Origin of the sequence: Kitasatospora sp. NBC_01266, assembly GCF_036242395.1 — a bacterium.
Lineage (GTDB): Bacteria > Actinomycetota > Actinomycetes > Streptomycetales > Streptomycetaceae > Kitasatospora.
Genome location: NZ_CP108458.1, coordinates 4,632,822 through 4,649,282, shown reverse-complemented (window position 1 = coordinate 4,649,282; position 16,461 = coordinate 4,632,822). Strand labels below are relative to the sequence as shown.

Annotated in this window: 22 protein-coding genes and 1 tRNA gene; 15 read left to right on the top strand and 8 right to left on the bottom strand. The window is 73.7% G+C overall.

Going from position 1 to position 16,461, the window contains the following annotated elements; all coding sequences use genetic code 11:
• Nucleotides 1-20 precede the first annotated feature (20 nt).
• The 12 genes from OG403_RS20350 to OG403_RS20295 all read left to right on the top strand — a co-directional run bounded on the left by OG403_RS20350 (nucleotide 21) and on the right by OG403_RS20295 (nucleotide 8,837).
• A complete protein-coding gene (locus OG403_RS20350; RefSeq protein ID WP_329566413.1) occupies nucleotides 21-1,001 on the top strand; it encodes a PrsW family intramembrane metalloprotease in 981 nt (326 codons plus the stop codon).
• A 46-nt stretch (nucleotides 1,002-1,047) separates the two neighbouring features.
• Nucleotides 1,048-1,121: transfer RNA gene (locus OG403_RS20345), tRNA-Met, on the top strand.
• A gap of 163 nt (nucleotides 1,122-1,284) precedes the next feature.
• Nucleotides 1,285-2,118 carry a hypothetical protein gene (locus OG403_RS20340; RefSeq protein ID WP_329566411.1) on the top strand — a complete coding sequence of 278 codons (834 nt, stop codon included), beginning with the start codon at nucleotides 1,285-1,287 and terminating at the stop codon, nucleotides 2,116-2,118.
• Nucleotides 2,119-2,790: 672 nt separating this feature from the next.
• Nucleotides 2,791-2,937 carry a hypothetical protein gene (locus OG403_RS20335; RefSeq protein ID WP_329566409.1) on the top strand — a complete coding sequence of 49 codons (147 nt, stop codon included), beginning with the start codon at nucleotides 2,791-2,793 and terminating at the stop codon, nucleotides 2,935-2,937.
• Between the two features lie 65 nt (nucleotides 2,938-3,002).
• Nucleotides 3,003-3,149 carry a hypothetical protein gene (locus OG403_RS20330; RefSeq protein WP_329566409.1) on the top strand — a complete coding sequence of 49 codons (147 nt, stop codon included), beginning with the start codon at nucleotides 3,003-3,005 and terminating at the stop codon, nucleotides 3,147-3,149.
• Nucleotides 3,150-3,215: 66 nt separating this feature from the next.
• On the top strand, nucleotides 3,216-3,362 hold the full coding sequence (locus OG403_RS20325) for a hypothetical protein (RefSeq protein WP_329566408.1): 147 nt from the start codon (nucleotides 3,216-3,218) through the stop codon (nucleotides 3,360-3,362).
• Nucleotides 3,363-3,428: 66 nt separating this feature from the next.
• Complete coding sequence (locus OG403_RS20320; protein ID WP_329566408.1) at nucleotides 3,429-3,575, top strand: hypothetical protein; 147 nt, start codon at nucleotides 3,429-3,431, stop codon at nucleotides 3,573-3,575.
• Between the two features lie 61 nt (nucleotides 3,576-3,636).
• Nucleotides 3,637-4,371, top strand: a complete 735-nt coding sequence (locus OG403_RS20315) for a hypothetical protein (protein ID WP_329566406.1) — start codon at nucleotides 3,637-3,639, stop codon at nucleotides 4,369-4,371.
• Between the two features lie 47 nt (nucleotides 4,372-4,418).
• Nucleotides 4,419-5,180 (top strand): hypothetical protein, encoded by a 762-nt coding sequence (locus tag OG403_RS20310; protein WP_329566404.1) that lies wholly within the window; start codon nucleotides 4,419-4,421, stop codon nucleotides 5,178-5,180.
• Nucleotides 5,177-6,487: an MFS transporter gene (locus OG403_RS20305; protein WP_329566402.1), complete on the top strand. Its 1,311-nt coding sequence runs from the start codon at nucleotides 5,177-5,179 to the stop codon at nucleotides 6,485-6,487. The genes OG403_RS20310 and OG403_RS20305 overlap by 4 nt, the downstream gene beginning before the upstream one ends.
• Nucleotides 6,484-7,680: an insulinase family protein gene (locus tag OG403_RS20300; protein WP_329566400.1), complete on the top strand. Its 1,197-nt coding sequence runs from the start codon at nucleotides 6,484-6,486 to the stop codon at nucleotides 7,678-7,680. Before OG403_RS20305 ends, OG403_RS20300 begins: the two co-directional genes overlap by 4 nt.
• Nucleotides 7,677-8,837, top strand: a complete 1,161-nt coding sequence (locus OG403_RS20295) for a hypothetical protein (RefSeq protein WP_329566397.1) — start codon at nucleotides 7,677-7,679, stop codon at nucleotides 8,835-8,837. Before OG403_RS20300 ends, OG403_RS20295 begins: the two co-directional genes overlap by 4 nt.
• Nucleotides 8,838-8,902: 65 nt before the next feature.
• On the opposite strand, the gene OG403_RS20290 is transcribed toward OG403_RS20295, so the two are convergent.
• Together OG403_RS20290 and OG403_RS20285 are read right to left on the bottom strand one after the other, a co-directional pair.
• On the bottom strand, nucleotides 8,903-9,121 hold the full coding sequence (locus OG403_RS20290) for a response regulator transcription factor (protein WP_329566395.1): 219 nt from the start codon (nucleotides 9,119-9,121) through the stop codon (nucleotides 8,903-8,905).
• 43 nt (nucleotides 9,122-9,164) lie between these two features.
• The gene (locus OG403_RS20285) at nucleotides 9,165-9,350 is read right to left on the bottom strand and encodes a hypothetical protein (protein WP_329566393.1); all 186 of its coding nucleotides are present in this window, start codon (nucleotides 9,348-9,350) and stop codon (nucleotides 9,165-9,167) included.
• Between the two features lie 148 nt (nucleotides 9,351-9,498).
• Between OG403_RS20285 and OG403_RS20280 the strand changes: the two genes are divergently transcribed.
• Nucleotides 9,499-10,521 (top strand): helix-turn-helix transcriptional regulator, encoded by a 1,023-nt coding sequence (locus OG403_RS20280; RefSeq protein WP_329566391.1) that lies wholly within the window; start codon nucleotides 9,499-9,501, stop codon nucleotides 10,519-10,521.
• A gap of 150 nt (nucleotides 10,522-10,671) precedes the next feature.
• Entirely contained in the window at nucleotides 10,672-11,127 is a 456-nt protein-coding gene (locus tag OG403_RS20275) for a hypothetical protein (RefSeq protein ID WP_329566389.1), read from the top strand.
• A 9-nt stretch (nucleotides 11,128-11,136) separates the two neighbouring features.
• Here OG403_RS20275 and OG403_RS20270 read toward each other — a convergent pair whose 3' ends face one another.
• From OG403_RS20270 to OG403_RS20250, 5 genes are all read right to left on the bottom strand, one after another.
• The gene (locus tag OG403_RS20270; protein WP_329572389.1) at nucleotides 11,137-11,793 is read right to left on the bottom strand and encodes a TNT domain-containing protein; all 657 of its coding nucleotides are present in this window, start codon (nucleotides 11,791-11,793) and stop codon (nucleotides 11,137-11,139) included.
• Complete coding sequence (locus OG403_RS20265) at nucleotides 11,793-12,497, bottom strand: tyrosine-protein phosphatase (RefSeq protein ID WP_329566387.1); 705 nt, start codon at nucleotides 12,495-12,497, stop codon at nucleotides 11,793-11,795. The genes OG403_RS20270 and OG403_RS20265 overlap by 1 nt, the downstream gene beginning before the upstream one ends.
• Nucleotides 12,482-13,189 (bottom strand): methyltransferase domain-containing protein, encoded by a 708-nt coding sequence (locus OG403_RS20260; RefSeq protein ID WP_329566385.1) that lies wholly within the window; start codon nucleotides 13,187-13,189, stop codon nucleotides 12,482-12,484. The genes OG403_RS20265 and OG403_RS20260 overlap by 16 nt, the downstream gene beginning before the upstream one ends.
• Nucleotides 13,190-13,237: 48 nt before the next feature.
• Nucleotides 13,238-13,891, bottom strand: coding sequence for a sensor domain-containing protein (locus OG403_RS20255; RefSeq protein WP_329566383.1), 654 nt, complete (start codon nucleotides 13,889-13,891; stop codon nucleotides 13,238-13,240).
• A gap of 64 nt (nucleotides 13,892-13,955) precedes the next feature.
• Nucleotides 13,956-14,525, bottom strand: coding sequence for a GNAT family N-acetyltransferase (locus OG403_RS20250; RefSeq protein WP_329566381.1), 570 nt, complete (start codon nucleotides 14,523-14,525; stop codon nucleotides 13,956-13,958).
• A 43-nt stretch (nucleotides 14,526-14,568) separates the two neighbouring features.
• Here OG403_RS20250 and OG403_RS20245 point away from each other — a divergent pair, with 43 nt between their 5' ends.
• Complete coding sequence (locus OG403_RS20245; protein WP_329566379.1) at nucleotides 14,569-15,474, top strand: hypothetical protein; 906 nt, start codon at nucleotides 14,569-14,571, stop codon at nucleotides 15,472-15,474.
• A gap of 64 nt (nucleotides 15,475-15,538) precedes the next feature.
• Here OG403_RS20245 and OG403_RS20240 read toward each other — a convergent pair whose 3' ends face one another.
• Nucleotides 15,539-16,459 (bottom strand): M23 family metallopeptidase, encoded by a 921-nt coding sequence (locus OG403_RS20240; protein ID WP_329566377.1) that lies wholly within the window; start codon nucleotides 16,457-16,459, stop codon nucleotides 15,539-15,541.
• Between the last annotated feature and the right edge of the window lie 2 nt (nucleotides 16,460-16,461).

The window sequence follows — 16,461 nt, the reverse complement described above, 5'->3', positions numbered from 1 at the left end:
AAGGTCTACGCTTTTCGGGTGTGAGCAGCCCGTCGCTCCTGCGCTCGACCGGTCCCACCGCCACCGTGCTGGCGCTGGCCGCGAGCGCGGTGCTGCTGGTCCACCTGGTGCAGGCGCAGACCGGCACCACCGGCCTGCTGGTGGGCCTGGGCCTGGCGGTGCTGCCGCTGCCGTTCGTGCTGACCGCGCTGACCTGGCTGAACCAGAGCGCCCGGGTGCCGAACCGCCGGATCGTGCTCTGCCTGGTCTGGGGCTCCTGCGCCGCCACCACGGTCGCGATGCTGGCCAACGGCTGGGCCAGCGACACCCTGACCGCCCTCCAGGGCAGCAGCCGGGGCGAGACGCTGGGCGCGGAGTTCGCCAGCCCGCTGATCGAGGAGAGCGCCAAGGGCGCGGTGCTGCTGCTCACCATGGCCCCGCCGCTGCGCCGCCGGGGCAGGGCTGCGGGCCGGACGGCGGGCAGGACGGCGGGCCGGAGCGGGGCCGGGACCGCACCGGGCACCGGACCGACGGCCCTGGCCCGGGCCCGGCTGCGGCACCGCGCGGTGGCCGTCGGGCTGGTCCTGGGCGGGTTCAGCGCCTGCGGCTTCGCCTTCACCGAGAACGTCCTCTACCTGGGCCGCGCCTTCACCGACGACCAGCGCCAGCGGCTGGACTCGATCAGCCTCGGCCTGAGCCCGAGCCTGCGCGACTACGACGACACCGTGCACACCTTCGTGCTGCGCGCACTGCTCTCCCCCTTCGCCCACCCGCTCTTCACCGCGCTGACCGGCCTGGGGCTGGCCATCGCGCTGACCTGCCGCCGGCGCTGGCTGGCCCGGATCGCGGGCCCGCTGGGCCTGCTGGCGGCGGTCGCGCTGCACGGCGGCTGGAACGCGGCGGCGGGCCTGGGCACGCACGACTTCCTGCTGGTCTACGCGGCCCTGATGGTCCCCTGCTTCGCCGCGCTGACCGGCCTCGCGCTCTGGGCCGGGGCCCGCCCCGGCCGCTGGAGCCGATAACCGATTTCCCTTCTCGGTCAGCGTCACGTAGTGTTTGGTTCACCGACGCGGGGTGGAGCAGCTCGGTAGCTCGCTGGGCTCATAACCCAGAGGTCGCAGGTTCAAATCCTGTCCCCGCTACTCAGTAGCACGGAAGGCCCGGCAGAGACTCTCTGCCGGGCCTTCCGCTTTCTCATGGTCTTCTCATAAACCGGGCCCCCGGTGCGACCGCGCGATCACCCTCTGGTGTAGCTTCTGGCCGTCTTCCGCCGCAGTCCGCGGCCGACCGGTCGAAAGAAGAACTGTGCGCCTCACCCGCCACCTCGGCATCACCCTGACCTGCGCCGCGCTCGCGCTCACCGCCACCGCTTGCGGCGGCTCTTCGAAGCACGCCGCCGCCGGGGCCGGTGCGCAGGGCTCGGCCGGGCCGGTCACCCACTCCTCGTCCGCCGCACCCAGCGCCGCCCCGTCGACGCCCGCCGCCGCGCCCTCGCCGACCGGCCCGGACCTCAGCTCGATGAGCGGCAACCAGATCGACAAGGCCGCCGCAGACGCGCTGGCCGCGGTCACCTCGGTCAAGATCGACATGACCGGCACCGACGACAGCGACTCCATCGAGGCGCACCTGTCCCTGGACAACGCCGGCGACTGCACCGGCAGCATGGCGATGGGCGCCAAGGGCAGCTTCCAGATCCTGACCACCCCGCAGCAGACCTGGATCCAGCCCGACACCACGTTCTGGACCACCATGGGGGGTGCCCACGGCGCCCAGGCGGCCGAGCTCTTCAAGGGCCGCTGGCTGACCGGTTCGAAGGACGACCCGGACCTCAAGGACCTGGCCGACACCTGCGATCTGAAGCAGCTCACCAGCCAGGTGAACCAGGACGGCGACCAGGCCACCAAGACCGGCACCGACACCGTCAACGGCCAGCCGGCGGTCACCCTCCACATCAAGTCCTCGGACGGCACCAGCGGCGACCTGTGGGTCGCCGCCCAGGGCACGCCGTACCCGCTGAAGGGGACCAACGGGGGCGACAAGGTGGCCTTCAGCGAGTTCAACCAGCCGGTCACCGTGCAGGCCCCGCCGGCCGACCAGGTGATCGACATGTCCAAGCTCAAGGCCCTGGCGAGCGCCTGATCCGACAGCCCGGAATTCCCGGCTAAGACCGACCGGCAAATGGTGGGTGGAGGAAGGAGCGGCGTCCGGGCCGAGTCTGGGCGGTGCCGACGAGGGGGGTACCTCCCGGCCGAAGTCCCCCAGCCTTCGGCCGGGAGGTACCCCCACGGGGAGAGAGTCCGGGCGTCGCGACGCCGCCCACCATTTGCCGGTCGGTCTAAATCCGTTGCCTCCGGCCGGAGCGTCTGCCTATCGTGGCGGCACACTGAAAGGAGGTGATCCTGAGTTGAGTACCGCCAGGATGCGTGAGGTGGCTGCTCGCTAGAGCGCCGCTGCCTGTAAGCCGAGCGGCGACAGGCGAATCCCCAGCAGTCACCCGGCCCGTGGGCTCGTCGGCACATCCCCGACGCCACGGCGGTTCATCCGCCGCGGAGAACGCCCACGGGCCGTCTGCTTTTCTCCTTCGGCTCCTCTCCTTCGGCCCGCTCCCCACGGTCCACGAAGCCCCGTCCCGCCCTTCACGGCGGGGCGGGGCTTCAGTCGTGTCCGAGGCCTGCCGCGCGCTGTCACGCGGTCGCGTGACACAGGCCTCCGGTACCTGAATGACGTTTCTTTCAAGGGAGTTGGCCATCCAGCAGAGTTCTTCCTGTCAGCGAAACGCAGACACCGAAGACACCGAGCAAGGAGAGACCGATGAGCGACATCACCACCAACGAGCTGCTGCGCGTCGAGACCATCGTCGAGAACCTGCGCGCCATCGACGCCACCGAGACCGGCGCCGAGGCCCTCTCGATGACCCAGGCCCTCTCCTCCCCCGGCGAGCACGGCGAGATCGGCTGACCCCAGCCACACCGCCCAGCCACACCCCCTCGCACCACCACCACACCCCGAGCAAGGAGAAACCGATGAGCGACATCACCACCAACGAGCTGCTCCGCGTCGAGACCATCGTCGAGAACCTGCGCGCCATCGACGCCACCGAGACCGGCGCCGAGGCCCTCTCGATGACCCAGGCCCTCTCCTCCCCCGGCGAGCACGGCGAGATCGGCTGACCAGCAGCCACACCGCCCAGCCACACCCCCTCGCACCACCACCACACCCCGAGCAAGGAGAAACCGATGAGCGACATCACCACCAACGAGCTGCTCCGCGTCGAGACCATCGTCGAGAACCTGCGCGCCATCGACGCCACCGAGACCGGCGCCGAGGCCCTCTCGATGACCCAGGCCCTCTCCTCCCCCGGCGAGCACGGCGAGCTCGGCTGACCAGCAGCCACACCGCCCAGCCACACCCCCTCGCACCACCACCACACCCCGAGCAAGGAGAAACCGATGAGCGACATCACCACCAACGAGCTGCTCCGCGTCGAGACCATCGTCGAGAACCTGCGCGCCATCGACGCCACCGAGACCGGCGCCGAGGCCCTCTCGATGACCCAGGCCCTCTCCTCCCCCGGCGAGCACGGCGAGCTCGGCTGACCAGCAGCAGCCTTCGGGGCCGGCGCACACGGCGCCGGCCCCCGGGCCGACAGGAGCTCTGATGACTCTTTTGCCGGCGCAACATCCGCTCATCACGCGGTACGCGGAGATCCGGGAGGCGACTGCCGCTCGCTACGGTCCGACCTCCCAGGCCGTCGTCTTCCTCCTCTACGAGGAACTGGTCTCGCTGCGCGCGGTGCTGGCGCAGGACCGGGACTGCCCGGTGGCGGCACGGCGGGTGCGGGAACTGGCCGCCGACATCCAGTCGCGCTTCGACGACAGCGGCCTGCGTGACACGGCCCGGCCGCATCACGTGCTGCTCTGCGCCGACCCGCCGCTGATCGCCTACGACCGGGACGTCTTCGACCGTCAGTACCTGGCCGCCCTGCGCGCCACCGGTCGCAGCGCCCGGACGATCCGATCCGCGGCGGAGGCCTTCGCCGAGCTGAGCACGGCCGTCTCGTACATCTACGCCATCGACGACCTCGGCAGCCTGCGGGTCTGGCCCGAGCCCTTCACCCTCGCCGAGCTCGTCTTCGGCCGGGCACTGGACCGGCCGGTCCCGGGTCCGCGCATCGTGCATCCGATGCTGGTGCCGGAGCGGCTGCGGGTGCGGGCCGCCGGGGAGATGGTGCTCCTCGGCACCCCCGGTTCGCCGGTCGTCGTGGGGAACCTGAAGTCAGGCCATTTCCGGCCGCCGCCGCAGTCCGGCGCCGTTTTCCGCTCGGTGATCCGCGAGGTCTTCGCCATCACCGACGACGCGGACATCGACGTCTTCACCATGCCCGCCTCGTAGCGCCGCCGCCCGGCCGGCGCGCGAGTCCTCCCAGGAAGTCACACCCCATGACGACGACAACAGCGCGCCGGTCCCGGACCGGCCCCCCGGACCTCGCCGGGGACACTCCGACCGACCTGTCGGCCACGACGGTGGGGGTGGAGCACGAGACCAAGTGGCAGATCTCCCCGGACCTGCCGGACGGCCCGCAGTCGTTCTTCGACTCCGGGCCGCTGCGGTCTCTCACCCCCGTCCGCCGGCCGCTGGAGTTCGTCCAGTCGGCCATCTACCTGGACGACGAGCGGCACGCGCTCACCCGGGCCGGCCACTCCCTCTCCGTGGTGGTCAACTCGGGCCCCGCGTCCGGGGTCTGCTGGTTGACCTTCAAGCAGTCCGTGCAGTGGCGCGGCTGGCGCGACGGCCTCGAACTCGGCGAGCGGCTGACTCCCGCCGAGGTCCCCGCCGCGATGAACGACTCGGGCCGGCTGCCGATCGGGCACGCCCGCCGGTGCGGGCTCACCAGCGGGCCGCTGCGCCCGGTCGGCTCGGCGACCCAGCACCGCCACAAACGGCTCGGCCGCACCCCGGAGGGGGTCGAGGTCGCCTACAGCCTGGACCGCGTCACCTTCCGGGACCTCGACGCCGCGTCCACTCCGGTGTCCGACTACACGTGTGTCGAGATCGAGGTCAACTCCTCGGCCCCGGCCGCGTTGTGGGCACTGGCCCGGCTGGCGCAGGACATCGACGACTGGCTCGGTCTGCCGCGTGACCGGATGACCAAGGCCCAGCGGGCGATTGCCGCGCTCGACCGGCAGGAGCGAGCCGCATGACGCGCACCATCACCCGTCCGGCGCCGACCGCCCCGGTCGACCAGGGCGACCAGGTGCGCGCGGCGGCCGAGCAGCGCCAGGGGCTCGGCACGGTCTTCTGGACCCTGTGGGGCGGGCGCGGACTGTCGGCGCTCGGCGGCTACATGCAGTTCCTCGCCCTGCCGCTGTGGATCCAGGGCACCACCGGATCGGCGCTCGCGGGCATCGTCGCGTTCGTCATCTTCACCCTGCCCAAGCTGGTGATCTCGCCCTTCGCCGGTGTGATCGCGGACCGGTTCGAACGCCGCAAGGTCGTGGTGGTCACCGATCTCGCGTCGGCGCTGGTGGTCGCGGGGATGACGGCCGCCGTCCCCGGCCGGCACATCGTCGTGCTGTACGCCCTGCTGGGCCTGCTGCAGGTGCTGGCCGCCGTCCGGGTGCCGGCGCTGGCCAGTGTGGTGCCCGATGCGATCCCCGCCGGTCGGCTGCTGACCGCGAACGCGCTGCTCGACGCCACCACGGGTGCCTCGATGGTGGTCGGTCCGCTGCTCGGCACGGCGCTGCTCGCCTCGGCCGGCATCCAGTGGGTACTGGTGGCCAACGCCGCGACCTTCGTGGTCGCGGCGCTCTGCATGGCACCGATCCCGGCCTGCCCGCCCAGCGCCCTGGTGCCGGCCTATCCGCTGCAGGCCATCCGGCAGGGTGTCTCGGCACTCCTCTCGGACCCGGTGCTGCGCTTCGCCGTGCTCTCCGAGGGCACCATCTACCTGCTCTTCGGCGCGGTGACCGAGCTGCTGGCCCTGGACCTGGCGCGGCGGGGCGGCGCGCACAGCGCGGGCATGTTCGGCATGGGCGGCGGCATCGGCTGGATCGCGGTGACGCTGGTGCTGAGCCGGCTGCGCCGGACCGTGTCCTCGACGGCCCTGCTGCTGGCGGGCGCCGCGAGCGCGCTGCCGGTGGCCGGCCTGGTCGTCCTGCTGACCGGGCACCCGGCGGTCGCCCTGTGCGCCGCCCTGGCCGGGTTGCTGGTCAGTGTCCACTCCTTCGTCTACGGGCTCGGGCCGGTGCTGCTCTGCCAGCAGCGGCCGGCGGACGGCGTGCGCGGGCGGGTGCTGGCCACCCGCCGGACCTGGAACGCGCTCTGGCAGCTGGTGGCCTTCGCGGTCGGCGCCGGCCTCAGCGAGCGGTGGAGCAGCTCGACCGTCATCCTGCTCGGCGGTCTGGCCGCCACGGCCGCCGCCGTCCCCACCGCCCTGCTGGCCTACCGGGCCGAGGCCGCGGCGCGCCCGGCCGGCCACCCGGCACCGACCGAACGGAGCCGGCGATGACCACGGCCACGACCCACCGCACCGCGCAGGCACAGACGCAGGCACAGGCACAGACGCAGACGCAGACGCAGGCGCAGCACGGTCTGCCCGGTGCCGTCACCGTCGATCTGCGCCAGGGTTTCGGGGACGACCCCGCCGAGCACCGGGGGCTGGCGGCGCTGCTGGCCCGGACGCTGTCCGACAGCCGCTGCGGCGGCGCCGCCCGGCTCGCGGCCGACCGGGGCTTTCGCACCCGGCACGGGTTGGACGAGGACCGCTCGTCCTTCGGGTACTGGTCCGCTGACGGTGACGCCGAGGACGCGGTGGCTGCGCTGACCCTTGGCTGGCAGCCGCCCTCCAGTGATCTCGTGCTCGAACTCGCCGCCCAGCAGCGCGCGTTGGCGACCAAGCGGGCGGCCGACGTGCTGCTGCGGCTCAGCCGGTCCTGGGACGAGGCGGCCTGGGGCGTGGTGCGCCCCGACCCGCTGGGAACCGAGGAGAGCATCGCGCGGCTGACCCGCCCGGTCCTCCTCGCCGCGGCCGAGCGGGCGCTGAGCGACGTCGAGGTGCACCGGCCGCAGGACGACGGCGCCGCACGGCCGGCCGGCCCCGGCGCCCGGCCGCGGCGGTCCGGCTGGCAGGGCGGGCTGCGGGTCGTCGCGGGGCCGCCGGGAGTGGCGCGGGTCGCGGTGCGGATCCCGGTGGAGTACGCCCCGCCGGGTGCGCTGGAGCTGCTCGTCGAGGTCCTGGGAACCGGCTCCGAAGGCCGGCTCTACCGGGCGCTGCGGGCGGACCGGCCGCTGGCCTACGGCTTCTCCCCCGGGCAGTGGTCCACGCACGGCGGATACAGCCTGGGCGCGACCGCCTCGGTGGCCGCGGAAGACCTCGCGCACGCCGTCCGGGTGCTGCTGGACACGCTGCACGCGGCCGTGCGCGGCACGGTCGGGGCAGCCGGGGCGGCGGAGACGGCGGCCGCGCGCGGCCGGTGCCGGGCCCGGCTGCTGGCGGCACTGGACGATCCCTTCGGCCCGGTGGACGAGGCGGCCCGGGCCCGGCGCGGCGAACCCTCGCTGGCCGGGATCGCCCGGGCCATCGGGGAGTTCCAGCAGCTACCGGTGCTCGAACCCACCTGCCGCCCGCCCGCCATCGCCGTCGTCGGTGCCCCGACCACACACCAGCTGACGTCTCTCGAAGCCCTGTTGGAGACCTTGTGACCCTGTCGCCGACGCAGCCGCTGCGGGCAGCGCGAACCCCGCACATCCCGACCGAGCAGGTGCTGCGGGGCCTGACCGTGCGCCTGGCCCCGATGCCCGGCGCCCACTCGGTGGCCGCGTGCCTCACGGTGCGCTGCGGCTCCCGCGACGACGCGCCGGGCCCGGCCGGGGCCGCGCACCTGGCCGAGCACCTCAGGGTGGTGGCGGAGGCCGAAGTCGACCGCGCCGCGGTCCCGGTCTTCGCCCGGACCGACATCGCCCGCACCTACTTCCAGGCCATCGGGCCGCCCGAAGCGGTCCCGGCGATGATCCGCCGCCTGGTGGGCATCCTCTGCTCCGGCACGGACCGGCAGGCTCCGGCGGCGGTGCTCGAGGCGGAGCGGCAGGCGGTCTGCCTGGAGACCCGGCGGATGGACATCAACCCCCTGCTGCGGGCCGGCCCGCTGTTCGCGGCAGCCGCCGCCACGGAACCGGGCATGGACGCCATCGGGCGCACCACCCTCGCCTCGATCGGTGCGGTCACGGCCGATCAGGTCACCGCCCTGGTCGCCGACCGGTACCGCCCGACGAACGCCGTCCTCTGCCTGGCCGGGCCGCCCGCCGCGCTGACCGCCGTGACCGACCTGATCGCCGCCGCGCTCCCGGAGTCCAGCCCCCGCCTCGGCGCCCGGCCCGCGGCCGTCCCGATCGCCCCGGCGGCCACCGACGTCCTGTGCGTGCCGGAGCTGGACGGGCTGGTCGCACTCACCCTGATCCGCTCCCGCGCCGACCACCACCCTGACCCGCACGCCCTGTTGGCCGACGCCGGTCCGTTGGTCGAGGCCGGGCGCCGGATCGGGCTGCCGCTGCTGGGACGCACCACGATCAGCAATGCCGACCAGCAGGCGGACGTGCTGTGCTGGCGCCCGGAGACCCGGGCCGAGCAGCTGCTCGACGCCCTGCGCGCGGTGCTCGCCGCACCCCGGCGCGGCCTGACCGACCAGGTGGTGGAGCGGGTCCGGCGGATCCGGCGGCAGGAGGAGCAGTTCACCCGGGCCACCCCGCTCGGCCGGGCCCTCGCGGTCGCCGACCGGGACCAGGCGGCGACGCCGGCGGCCGGCGCGGCGGTGCCTGCGCTCTGGCAGGTCGAGCGGGGCCGCGCGACGGCTGCGGCCTGACACCTCTGCGGGGAGCCACCGGGCTGGTACCGGTGGCTCCCCGCAGAGGTGTCAGGCCGTCGGGATCAGCCGCCATAGCCGAGTTGGAAGGCGAGATAGGCGAGCTGGGTCCGGTTGGTGGTGCCCGTCTTGCTGCGCAGCCGGCGCAGATAGGTGTCGACCGTGTGCGGACTGACCCCCAGGCGGCGGGCGATCGCGCCGTACGTCTCACCCTGGGCGAGTAGAGCGAGGACCTCCTGCTCCCGAGGGGCGAGCGCGGGTCCGGAGATAGCGGTTTCCGTCATGCTGAGCTCCCGATTCGTCGACTGTGGACCTCGCGGGTGACGGTCAGCCGCCCCAGGACGTGTCACCGGTGAGGGTCTGCGTGCCGCCGCTCGACGCACCGGACGGGGCCGCCGCCGCCGACACCTGCACGGGCGGCACCGCCGCGGTCGCACTGGTCTGCGCCGCGCCGAGCAGTGCCGCGACCATGGCCGCAGCCGCGAACACCTTTGCCAGCATGGAACGCTTCATATCCAACCTCCTGGCTTCTCGACGGGCCCGACCTCGGAAAACCGCCGCTGCTTCGTTGTTAAATACAGCTTCTTCCGTGCCTATCCTGAGCGCCATGAGGTGTGCGCCTCAGCAAACTGCGTGGCAGTAAAGCGACCTGGGGACGAACGTGAAGGAAAACGCCCAAACAGACCATCTCGGCGTCGTTCCCGAACTGAACGCCGCCGATCTGGCGGTCTACACCTGGGTTCTCGAACACCGCCGGGTGGACCCGGACGCCGCCGCGGCGACCGGGCTGGGTCCCGAGGAGTTCGAACTGAGCGTCGAGCGGCTGCGGCAGGCCCATCTGCTGCACGTGAGCCCCGACGACCCCTCGGTCGCCTTCGCCGTGGCGCCGGAGACGGCGGCGGCCCAGCTGGCCGCCCCGGTGGAGGCCCGGATCCGCGAGCAGCAGCAGCACCTGGCCGGCGTCCGCGCGCAGCTGGGCCGCTTCGTCCCGCACTACTACCAGCGCCACTCACCCGCCGAGGGCCTGCAGGTCCTGGACAGCGTCCAGGCCGTGCGCGTCGCCCTCAACAACGCGTCGGACCGCTGCTGCAAGGAGGTGCTGGCCTCCCAGCCCGGCGGCGGCGCCCGGGTGCCCGCCGCCATGGAGGAGGCCCTCGCCCGGGACCGGGCGATGCTGGAACGCGGGATCGCGATCCGCACCCTCTACCACCACACCGCCCGGTTCAACGGCCCCAGCCAGGCCTACGTGGCCACCGCCTCCGCGCTGGGCGCGCAGTACCGCACCGCGCACGAGTTGTTCGGCCGCCTGATCATCTTCGACCGCGAGCTGGCCTTCATCCCGGTCAAGGACGGCAGTTGGGGGGCCGTGGTGATCCGCGAGCCGTCCACGGTGGCCTACCTGTGCACCATCTTCGAGCAGACCTGGGACCGGGCCCAGCCGTTCGCCGACGCCGCCAGCCAGGGCCTGGAGGAGGTGTCCCGGGAGATCCACGAAACGATCATCCAACTGCTCGCGGCAGGCCTGAAGGACGAGGCGATCGCCCGACGGCTCGGCATGTCGCTGCGCACGGCACGCCGTCACATCGCTGACATCATGGAGGAGTTGGACGCCGCCAGCCGCTTCCAGGCCGGAGTCGCCGCCGCCAGCCGGGGGCTGCTCACCCCGGACGACCAGCGCACGTAGTCCCGGGCGACAAGTCACGAACGTGCGGGACCGCGAACACGTGAATGGCCGGGCGGCCACCGGGTGCGGCATGGTTGACCGGCGGCGGCCGACCGGCGGGCGCAGGGCCCGCGGAGAGCCGGCCCGGCCCACGAAGGCGGAGGAGCGAGCATGGACCAGTGGCGTGCGGACGCCGCCCCGGTACCCGAACCTGCCGCGCACCTCCAGGAGCTCTCCTTCTTCCTGTCGGTCTACCTCGGCAAGGCACCCGGCGTGCTGTGGCCCGAGCACGAGCACCCGGCCTCGGTGGCCGGCGCGGCCGCGGCGGATCTCGACGCACTGGCCGACGGCCTCACCGACCTGACCGGTCTGCGCGCCCGGACCCTGCCCGGACCCGTGCCGGAGTGCGGCGCGCTGACCGGGACCGCGACCGACGATCTGCTGATCCACCAGACCGTGGGCGCCACCGCCTGGCTCCTGACGCCGCCCGCCGCCGGCGCCGCGCGGCCCTTCCGGTGCCGCCTGCGGCCGGGCGAGGCCCTGCACGTGCCGGCCGGCTGGAGCTGGTCCGCCGACGCCGCGCCCGAGGCCCGGTTCCTGATCACCCACCTCCGGCCGACCGGCTGAGAGCGCGGTTCAGCCCAGCCGCTGCAGGTAGCCGTTGGTGATCAGCCAGCCGACGTTGATCTGGGCCGGGGCACCGGGGATCAGGGTGCCGTCCAGCTGGTACTGCCAGCCGAGGCCCGGCTGGTCGAACCACGGGGCGATCGGGCCACCGTGCACCGCGAACTCCTTGACCACCTGGTAGTCGTGGTAGTTGCAGCCGGCCGCCGGGTTGCCGTCCAGGCTCGACGGCGGGATCGCCCGGTTCGCGTACGGGGTGCCCTCGGGGGCCAGGAACGAGCCGTACTCGGAGCCGTAGCGGTCGATGTCCTGACCGGGGAAGAGCGGCTGGTCGAGCTCGATCGGCTGGTTGTCGAAGCCGATCAGAAAGCCGTTGTCCGGCGGGTACTTCCAGCCGCCGGCGGCCGAGTCGTAGTACTGCGCGACGAAGGCGGACTCGCTGACCCCGCCGGTGCGCTGGTAGCCGAACAGCTGCCGGCCGACCGGTCCGGTGCTGGGCAGTTCGGCCGGGCCGAGCCGGGCGTCGCCGTTGTCGAAGGCGGCCGAGCACTGGTCGCTGGGAGTGGTGTCGGCGTGCGCGGCCGGCGCCGCGGTGAAGAGCGCGGCCCCGGCGACCAGGGCGACGAGTAACCGACCGGACTTGGGTATGGAGGTGCGTACGGTGATCATCACTCACGCAAGGTAGCGCGCAGGTCAAGGATTTCCGCCGAATTCAGGCCATGGGTCCTCAGGTACGCCTCGGTGCCGCCGTGTTGCTCACGGACCAGGGCCAGCAGGTCGGTGAGCAGCCGTGCCTCGACCGGGTGCGAGAGCCGGGTCACCCCGTGCACGTCCACGTACTCCCGCGGGCCGTCGAGCAGGTCCAACCCCTCGTTCGAGAGCATGTAGTCGGCGATGATCTGCTCCTCGGGCACCCCCAGCAGATCGAGCAGCAGCGCGGTCACGATGCCGGTGCGGTCCCGGCCGATCGCGCAGTGCAGCAGCGCGGGCAGCGCCTCGGGCTCCAGCAGCCGGCGCAGCACGGCGACCAGGGCGGGGCCCTGGGTGTCGATGATCAGCGGGTAGACCCGGTCGAGCGGCAGCCCGTGCGGGTCCTCGGGCCCGTCCTGCGGCAGGAGCGGGAAGTTGGCCAGATCGACTTCCAGGTCATGGGTACGGTCCGGGTGTTGCACCAGTTCGAGCGGGTCGCGCAGGTCGATCACCGTGCGCAGCCCGAGCTTGGCCAGCTCCCTGGCCCCTTCGGCGGTCAGCAGGCCCAGCCCGGCGGAGCGGTAGCAGAGGCCGGTGCGGACCGCGCCGAGCCCGCCCAGGTCACGCAGGTTGCGCAGGCCGGATATCGCCAGCAGCCGGGATCCGTTCAGGTGTTCGTCCATGGGACGGGACGGTAGCGGTGATGCCGGGTCAGGGCGAGTAGGTAGCGGCGGCGCCCGTCGCCCGGCGCCCGCACGGTGCGCAGTTCGCTGCTGATGCCCTGGGCACCGAGCGCGGCGCGCAGCTCGGCCAGGTGCGGGCAGCGGCGGCTCTCGGCGTCGTGCAGCGGGTGGACCCGGACCTCGCCGTCCGGCGCGGTGACCCGGACCAGTTCGCGCAGCGCGGCCAGTTGGTCGGCCGGGGCGAACCGCTCGGGGTAGGCGAAGAGCAGATAGGAGCTGAGGGTGAGGGCGAAGCTGTCGTCCGCGAACGGCAGCGCGGGCAGCGCGGCGGCCACGTAGTCGCCGGGGTGGGCGGCCCGGTCGGCGGCGAACAGCGCGCGGGCCCGGTCCCAGCTGCGCAGGTACGAGTCGTAGGACCGGTGGCGCGGCGCGAGGTGGCGCTGCGGAGCGGCGGGCATCGCGCGGGCCATGGTGTGCCGGGCCGCCTCGGCCTGGGCCAGCAGCTCGGGGCCCGGGTCGGCGTAGGCGGGGTCGGCGGCCAGCACCCGGCAGCCCAGCGCCCTGGCCTCGGCGACCAGTCCCGCGGCACCGCCCGGACAGTCGAGCACCGGACCGGGCAGCGCCCGCAGCTCGGCGCGGCTGAGGCCGAAGATGCCGCAGTACTCGTCCAGCGGCCGGGAGGTGATCAGCATGCTCCCAGCCGAGCACGGGGCCGCCCGCCCCGCATCCGTTACAGCACGTCAGGCGGACAGCAGGGCGGCTGCCGCGCGGCGCGAGACGGCGGTCGACGCGTGGGTCAGCCCGGCCGCCAGGACGAGCAGCAGGAAGCCCGTCAGCGAGGCGGCGGCCAGCTGCCAGAAGTGCGCGAGGTAGTAGACGTGGTGCACCCCGTCCCGCTGGAAGTCGTAGAGGCGGTAGCCGGGCCAGCCCACGTACTTCGGGAAGACCCAGTTGTAGGCGGGCAGCAGCGCCAGCGCGAAGCCGAGGGCCCAGAAGGTGACGGTCAGGACGAAGCTGATCAGGTGCCAGGGGAACATCAGCAGGTGGTAGGCGACCGCCCGCCACCCCGCCGGGTCGGTCAGCTGCGCGGTGATCCGCCCCCAGAGGCCGGTGCCCGGCGCCCGCACCGGAGCGGGCGGCGCGGGCAGCCGGGTGCCGAGCAGCCGGGCCACCCGTCCGCGCTCGACCGCGCCGAGCCCGCGCGCCCCGACGAGCAGCAGCGCGAACACCGGGAAGCCGAGCGCGGTCACCAGGGTTCCGGTGCCGAGCATGAAGAAGGCGACGGTCCAGACGAAGCCGACGATCGCGGTGAAGAGGGAGGCGAACACATAGCCGACCTCCTGGTAGGTCCTGCGGCCGAACGAGGGGCGGTGCGGCGAGCTCGTCATCGTCATACCCACACCCTGCCGTGGCACGGTCGGCGACGGTATCCGGCTGCCCGCCACTCCGGGGGTGGGGTTAACCCCCGGTCGGCCACTCCTCCTCGAGCAGCGAGTACTGCAGCGCGTCGTGCCAGGCGCCGCGCAGGTAGAGGTCGTCCCGCAGCCGCCCCTCCAACTGGAAGCCGAGCTTGCGCAGCACCCGGGCGGAGGCCAGGTTCTGCGGGTCGAGCCGGGCGGCCAGCCGGTGCAGGCCCAGGGTGTTGAAGCCGAAGTCGCAGAGCAGCCGGGCGATCTCGGTGGCGTAGCCGCGACCCCAGACGTCCCGGCGCAGCGCGTAGCCGATGAACGCCGCCCGCTGGCCGGGGTGTCCCTCGACGCCGAGGACCGCGTTGCCGAGCGGCACGGCGTCCTCGCCCTCCTCGGTCAGCGTGACGGCCAGCCGGTAGACGGTGCGCGGGGTGTTCTCGGCCTCCTCCAGGTAGAGCGCGACCTGGTCGGCGCAGTCCTCCCGGTCACGCGGCTCGAAGGGCAGGAATCGGGCGGTCTCGGGGTCGCCGAAGATCGCGTGCAGGGCGTCGACGTCGCGCGGTACGTGGTGGAACTCGCGGATGGTCAGTCGCGGCCCGGTGAGCAGGACGGGATGCATGGCAGGTACGGTAGTGGGCCCGCGAGCGGTTACCGTACCTGCCATGGACCAGGAAGACCTGCGGCTCGCACCCCGACCGCACACCGCTGAGCTGCTGCGATGGGCCGAGGAGCAGGGTTTCGCGCCGGTGCCCGAGGCGGCGGTGAACGCGGTGCTGACGCTGCTCGAACTGGGTGACGCGCAGTTGCACGACGGCTTCCCCGAACTGACCTCGACGCTGCTCCAGGAGTTGCTCTACGAGCGGATCCACCTGTACGTGCAGCCGCCCGAGGAGCAGTCGCCGCTCGCCTACGGGGCGGCCGTGCGGCTGCTGACCGACCACCAGCGGGCCGTCAAGCGACTCAACGCCAAGCGGCAGCAGCGCCTGCACGAGGAGGCCGACTGGCAGGGCGAGCTGCTGGCCGGGCTGCTGCGCCAGCCGCACCTGCTGACCTGGCCCCGGCTCTACACCCTGCTGCTGCGCGAGGCCGCCGTGGACACCGGTTCACCGGCGGCGGTGCGCGAGTGGCTCGACGGCTTCCGGGAACTGGCCGAGGCGGACCGGATCGCCGCCTTCGCCGAGCTGTCCGGGCTCGACCAGCCGGAGGGTGCGGCCGGCTGGACCGAGGGCGTGCTGCTCTCGATCGGGATGGCCACCGACGGCGCCCGGCTGCTGATCGAGAACCGCCTGATGCAGCGCAGCTACCGCAACCTGGCCGGGCGCAACGCGCTGGGACTGCCGATGCCGGCCGAACTCGCCGGCGACTTCCCCGCCTTCGAGGCCGCCGTGCAGCAGGAGGCGCTGCGGCTGCTCGGCGAGTGGACCGTCCCCGGGCTGCCCGCGCTGCTGCTGACCGAGTACCAGGAGCTGGCTCCGGAACCGGGCGCCGCCGAGGTGGACGGCTACATCGTCAAGCGCGGCCTGGTCGAACTGCCGGACATCGGGGACTGGCCGGGCGAGCCGGCCTGACCCGGCCTGACCCGGCCGCGGGGCCGGGCTCAGCGCCGGGCTCAGGCTGGTGGCGGGGCCGCCGTCAGAGTTCGACGCCGTGCGCGCGCAGCCAGCCGGCGGGGTCGACCGGGCCGGCGCCGGCCGGCCGGACCTCCAGGTGCAGCTGCGGGCCCCCGGGGACACCGCCCGGCCGCGGGCCCGCGGCCGCGCCGGTGGCACCGACCTGGCCGAGCACGGTGCCGGGGGCGACCGGGCCGGCGGGGACGGTGATCGCGGCGAGGTGGCAGTACCAGAGCTCGGTGCCGTCCGGCAGGGTCTGGATCACCCGGTAGCCGTACGTGCCGGACCAGCCGGCCGAGCTGACGGTCCCCGCCGTGATCGCGGTGACCGGGGTGCCGGCGGGCGCGGCGAGGTCGAGGCCGGTCCGCAGCTGCGCCCAGTGCGCGGCGGACGGGTCCTGGCCGGCGCCGAGCGTGTACTTGGCCAGCGGCGGCCGCACGGTCGGGGCCGGCGCGGCCTCGGCGACCGGGGCCTCGGCCACCGGCGGCTCGGCGACGGGTGCCTGCGGCTGGGCCTCGGTCCGGACCTGGGCCGCGGCGACGGCCTGCTGCGCCGCGCGCTTGGCGGCCGCCTCGTGGGCCGCCTCCAGCCGCGCGGCCTCCTCGGCGGCGGTGCGCCGGGTGTCCGCCTGCTGCTGGATCCGCGCGGCCAGCGCGAGGCCGGGGTCGGCGGCGCCGTCCTGGTCGGTGGCGGCGGTCCCGTCCGGCGCGGTGATCGCGGTGGTGGGCGCGGGGGTCGGGGTGGCGGCAGCCGCGGCGGTGGCGGTCAGGCCGGTGGTGGCACCGAGCGCGGCGGCCATCGCGGTGACGCCGAGGACCGGAGCACCGGCCCGCGCCTGGCGGGGCACCCGGTGCCGGGCGAGGTCGGCGGGAGCGCCGGGGTGGTCGAGCAGTCCGGTGCCGCTCGACTCGGTGCGGCTCTCCGGAGAGTGCGTCAACGCCACGG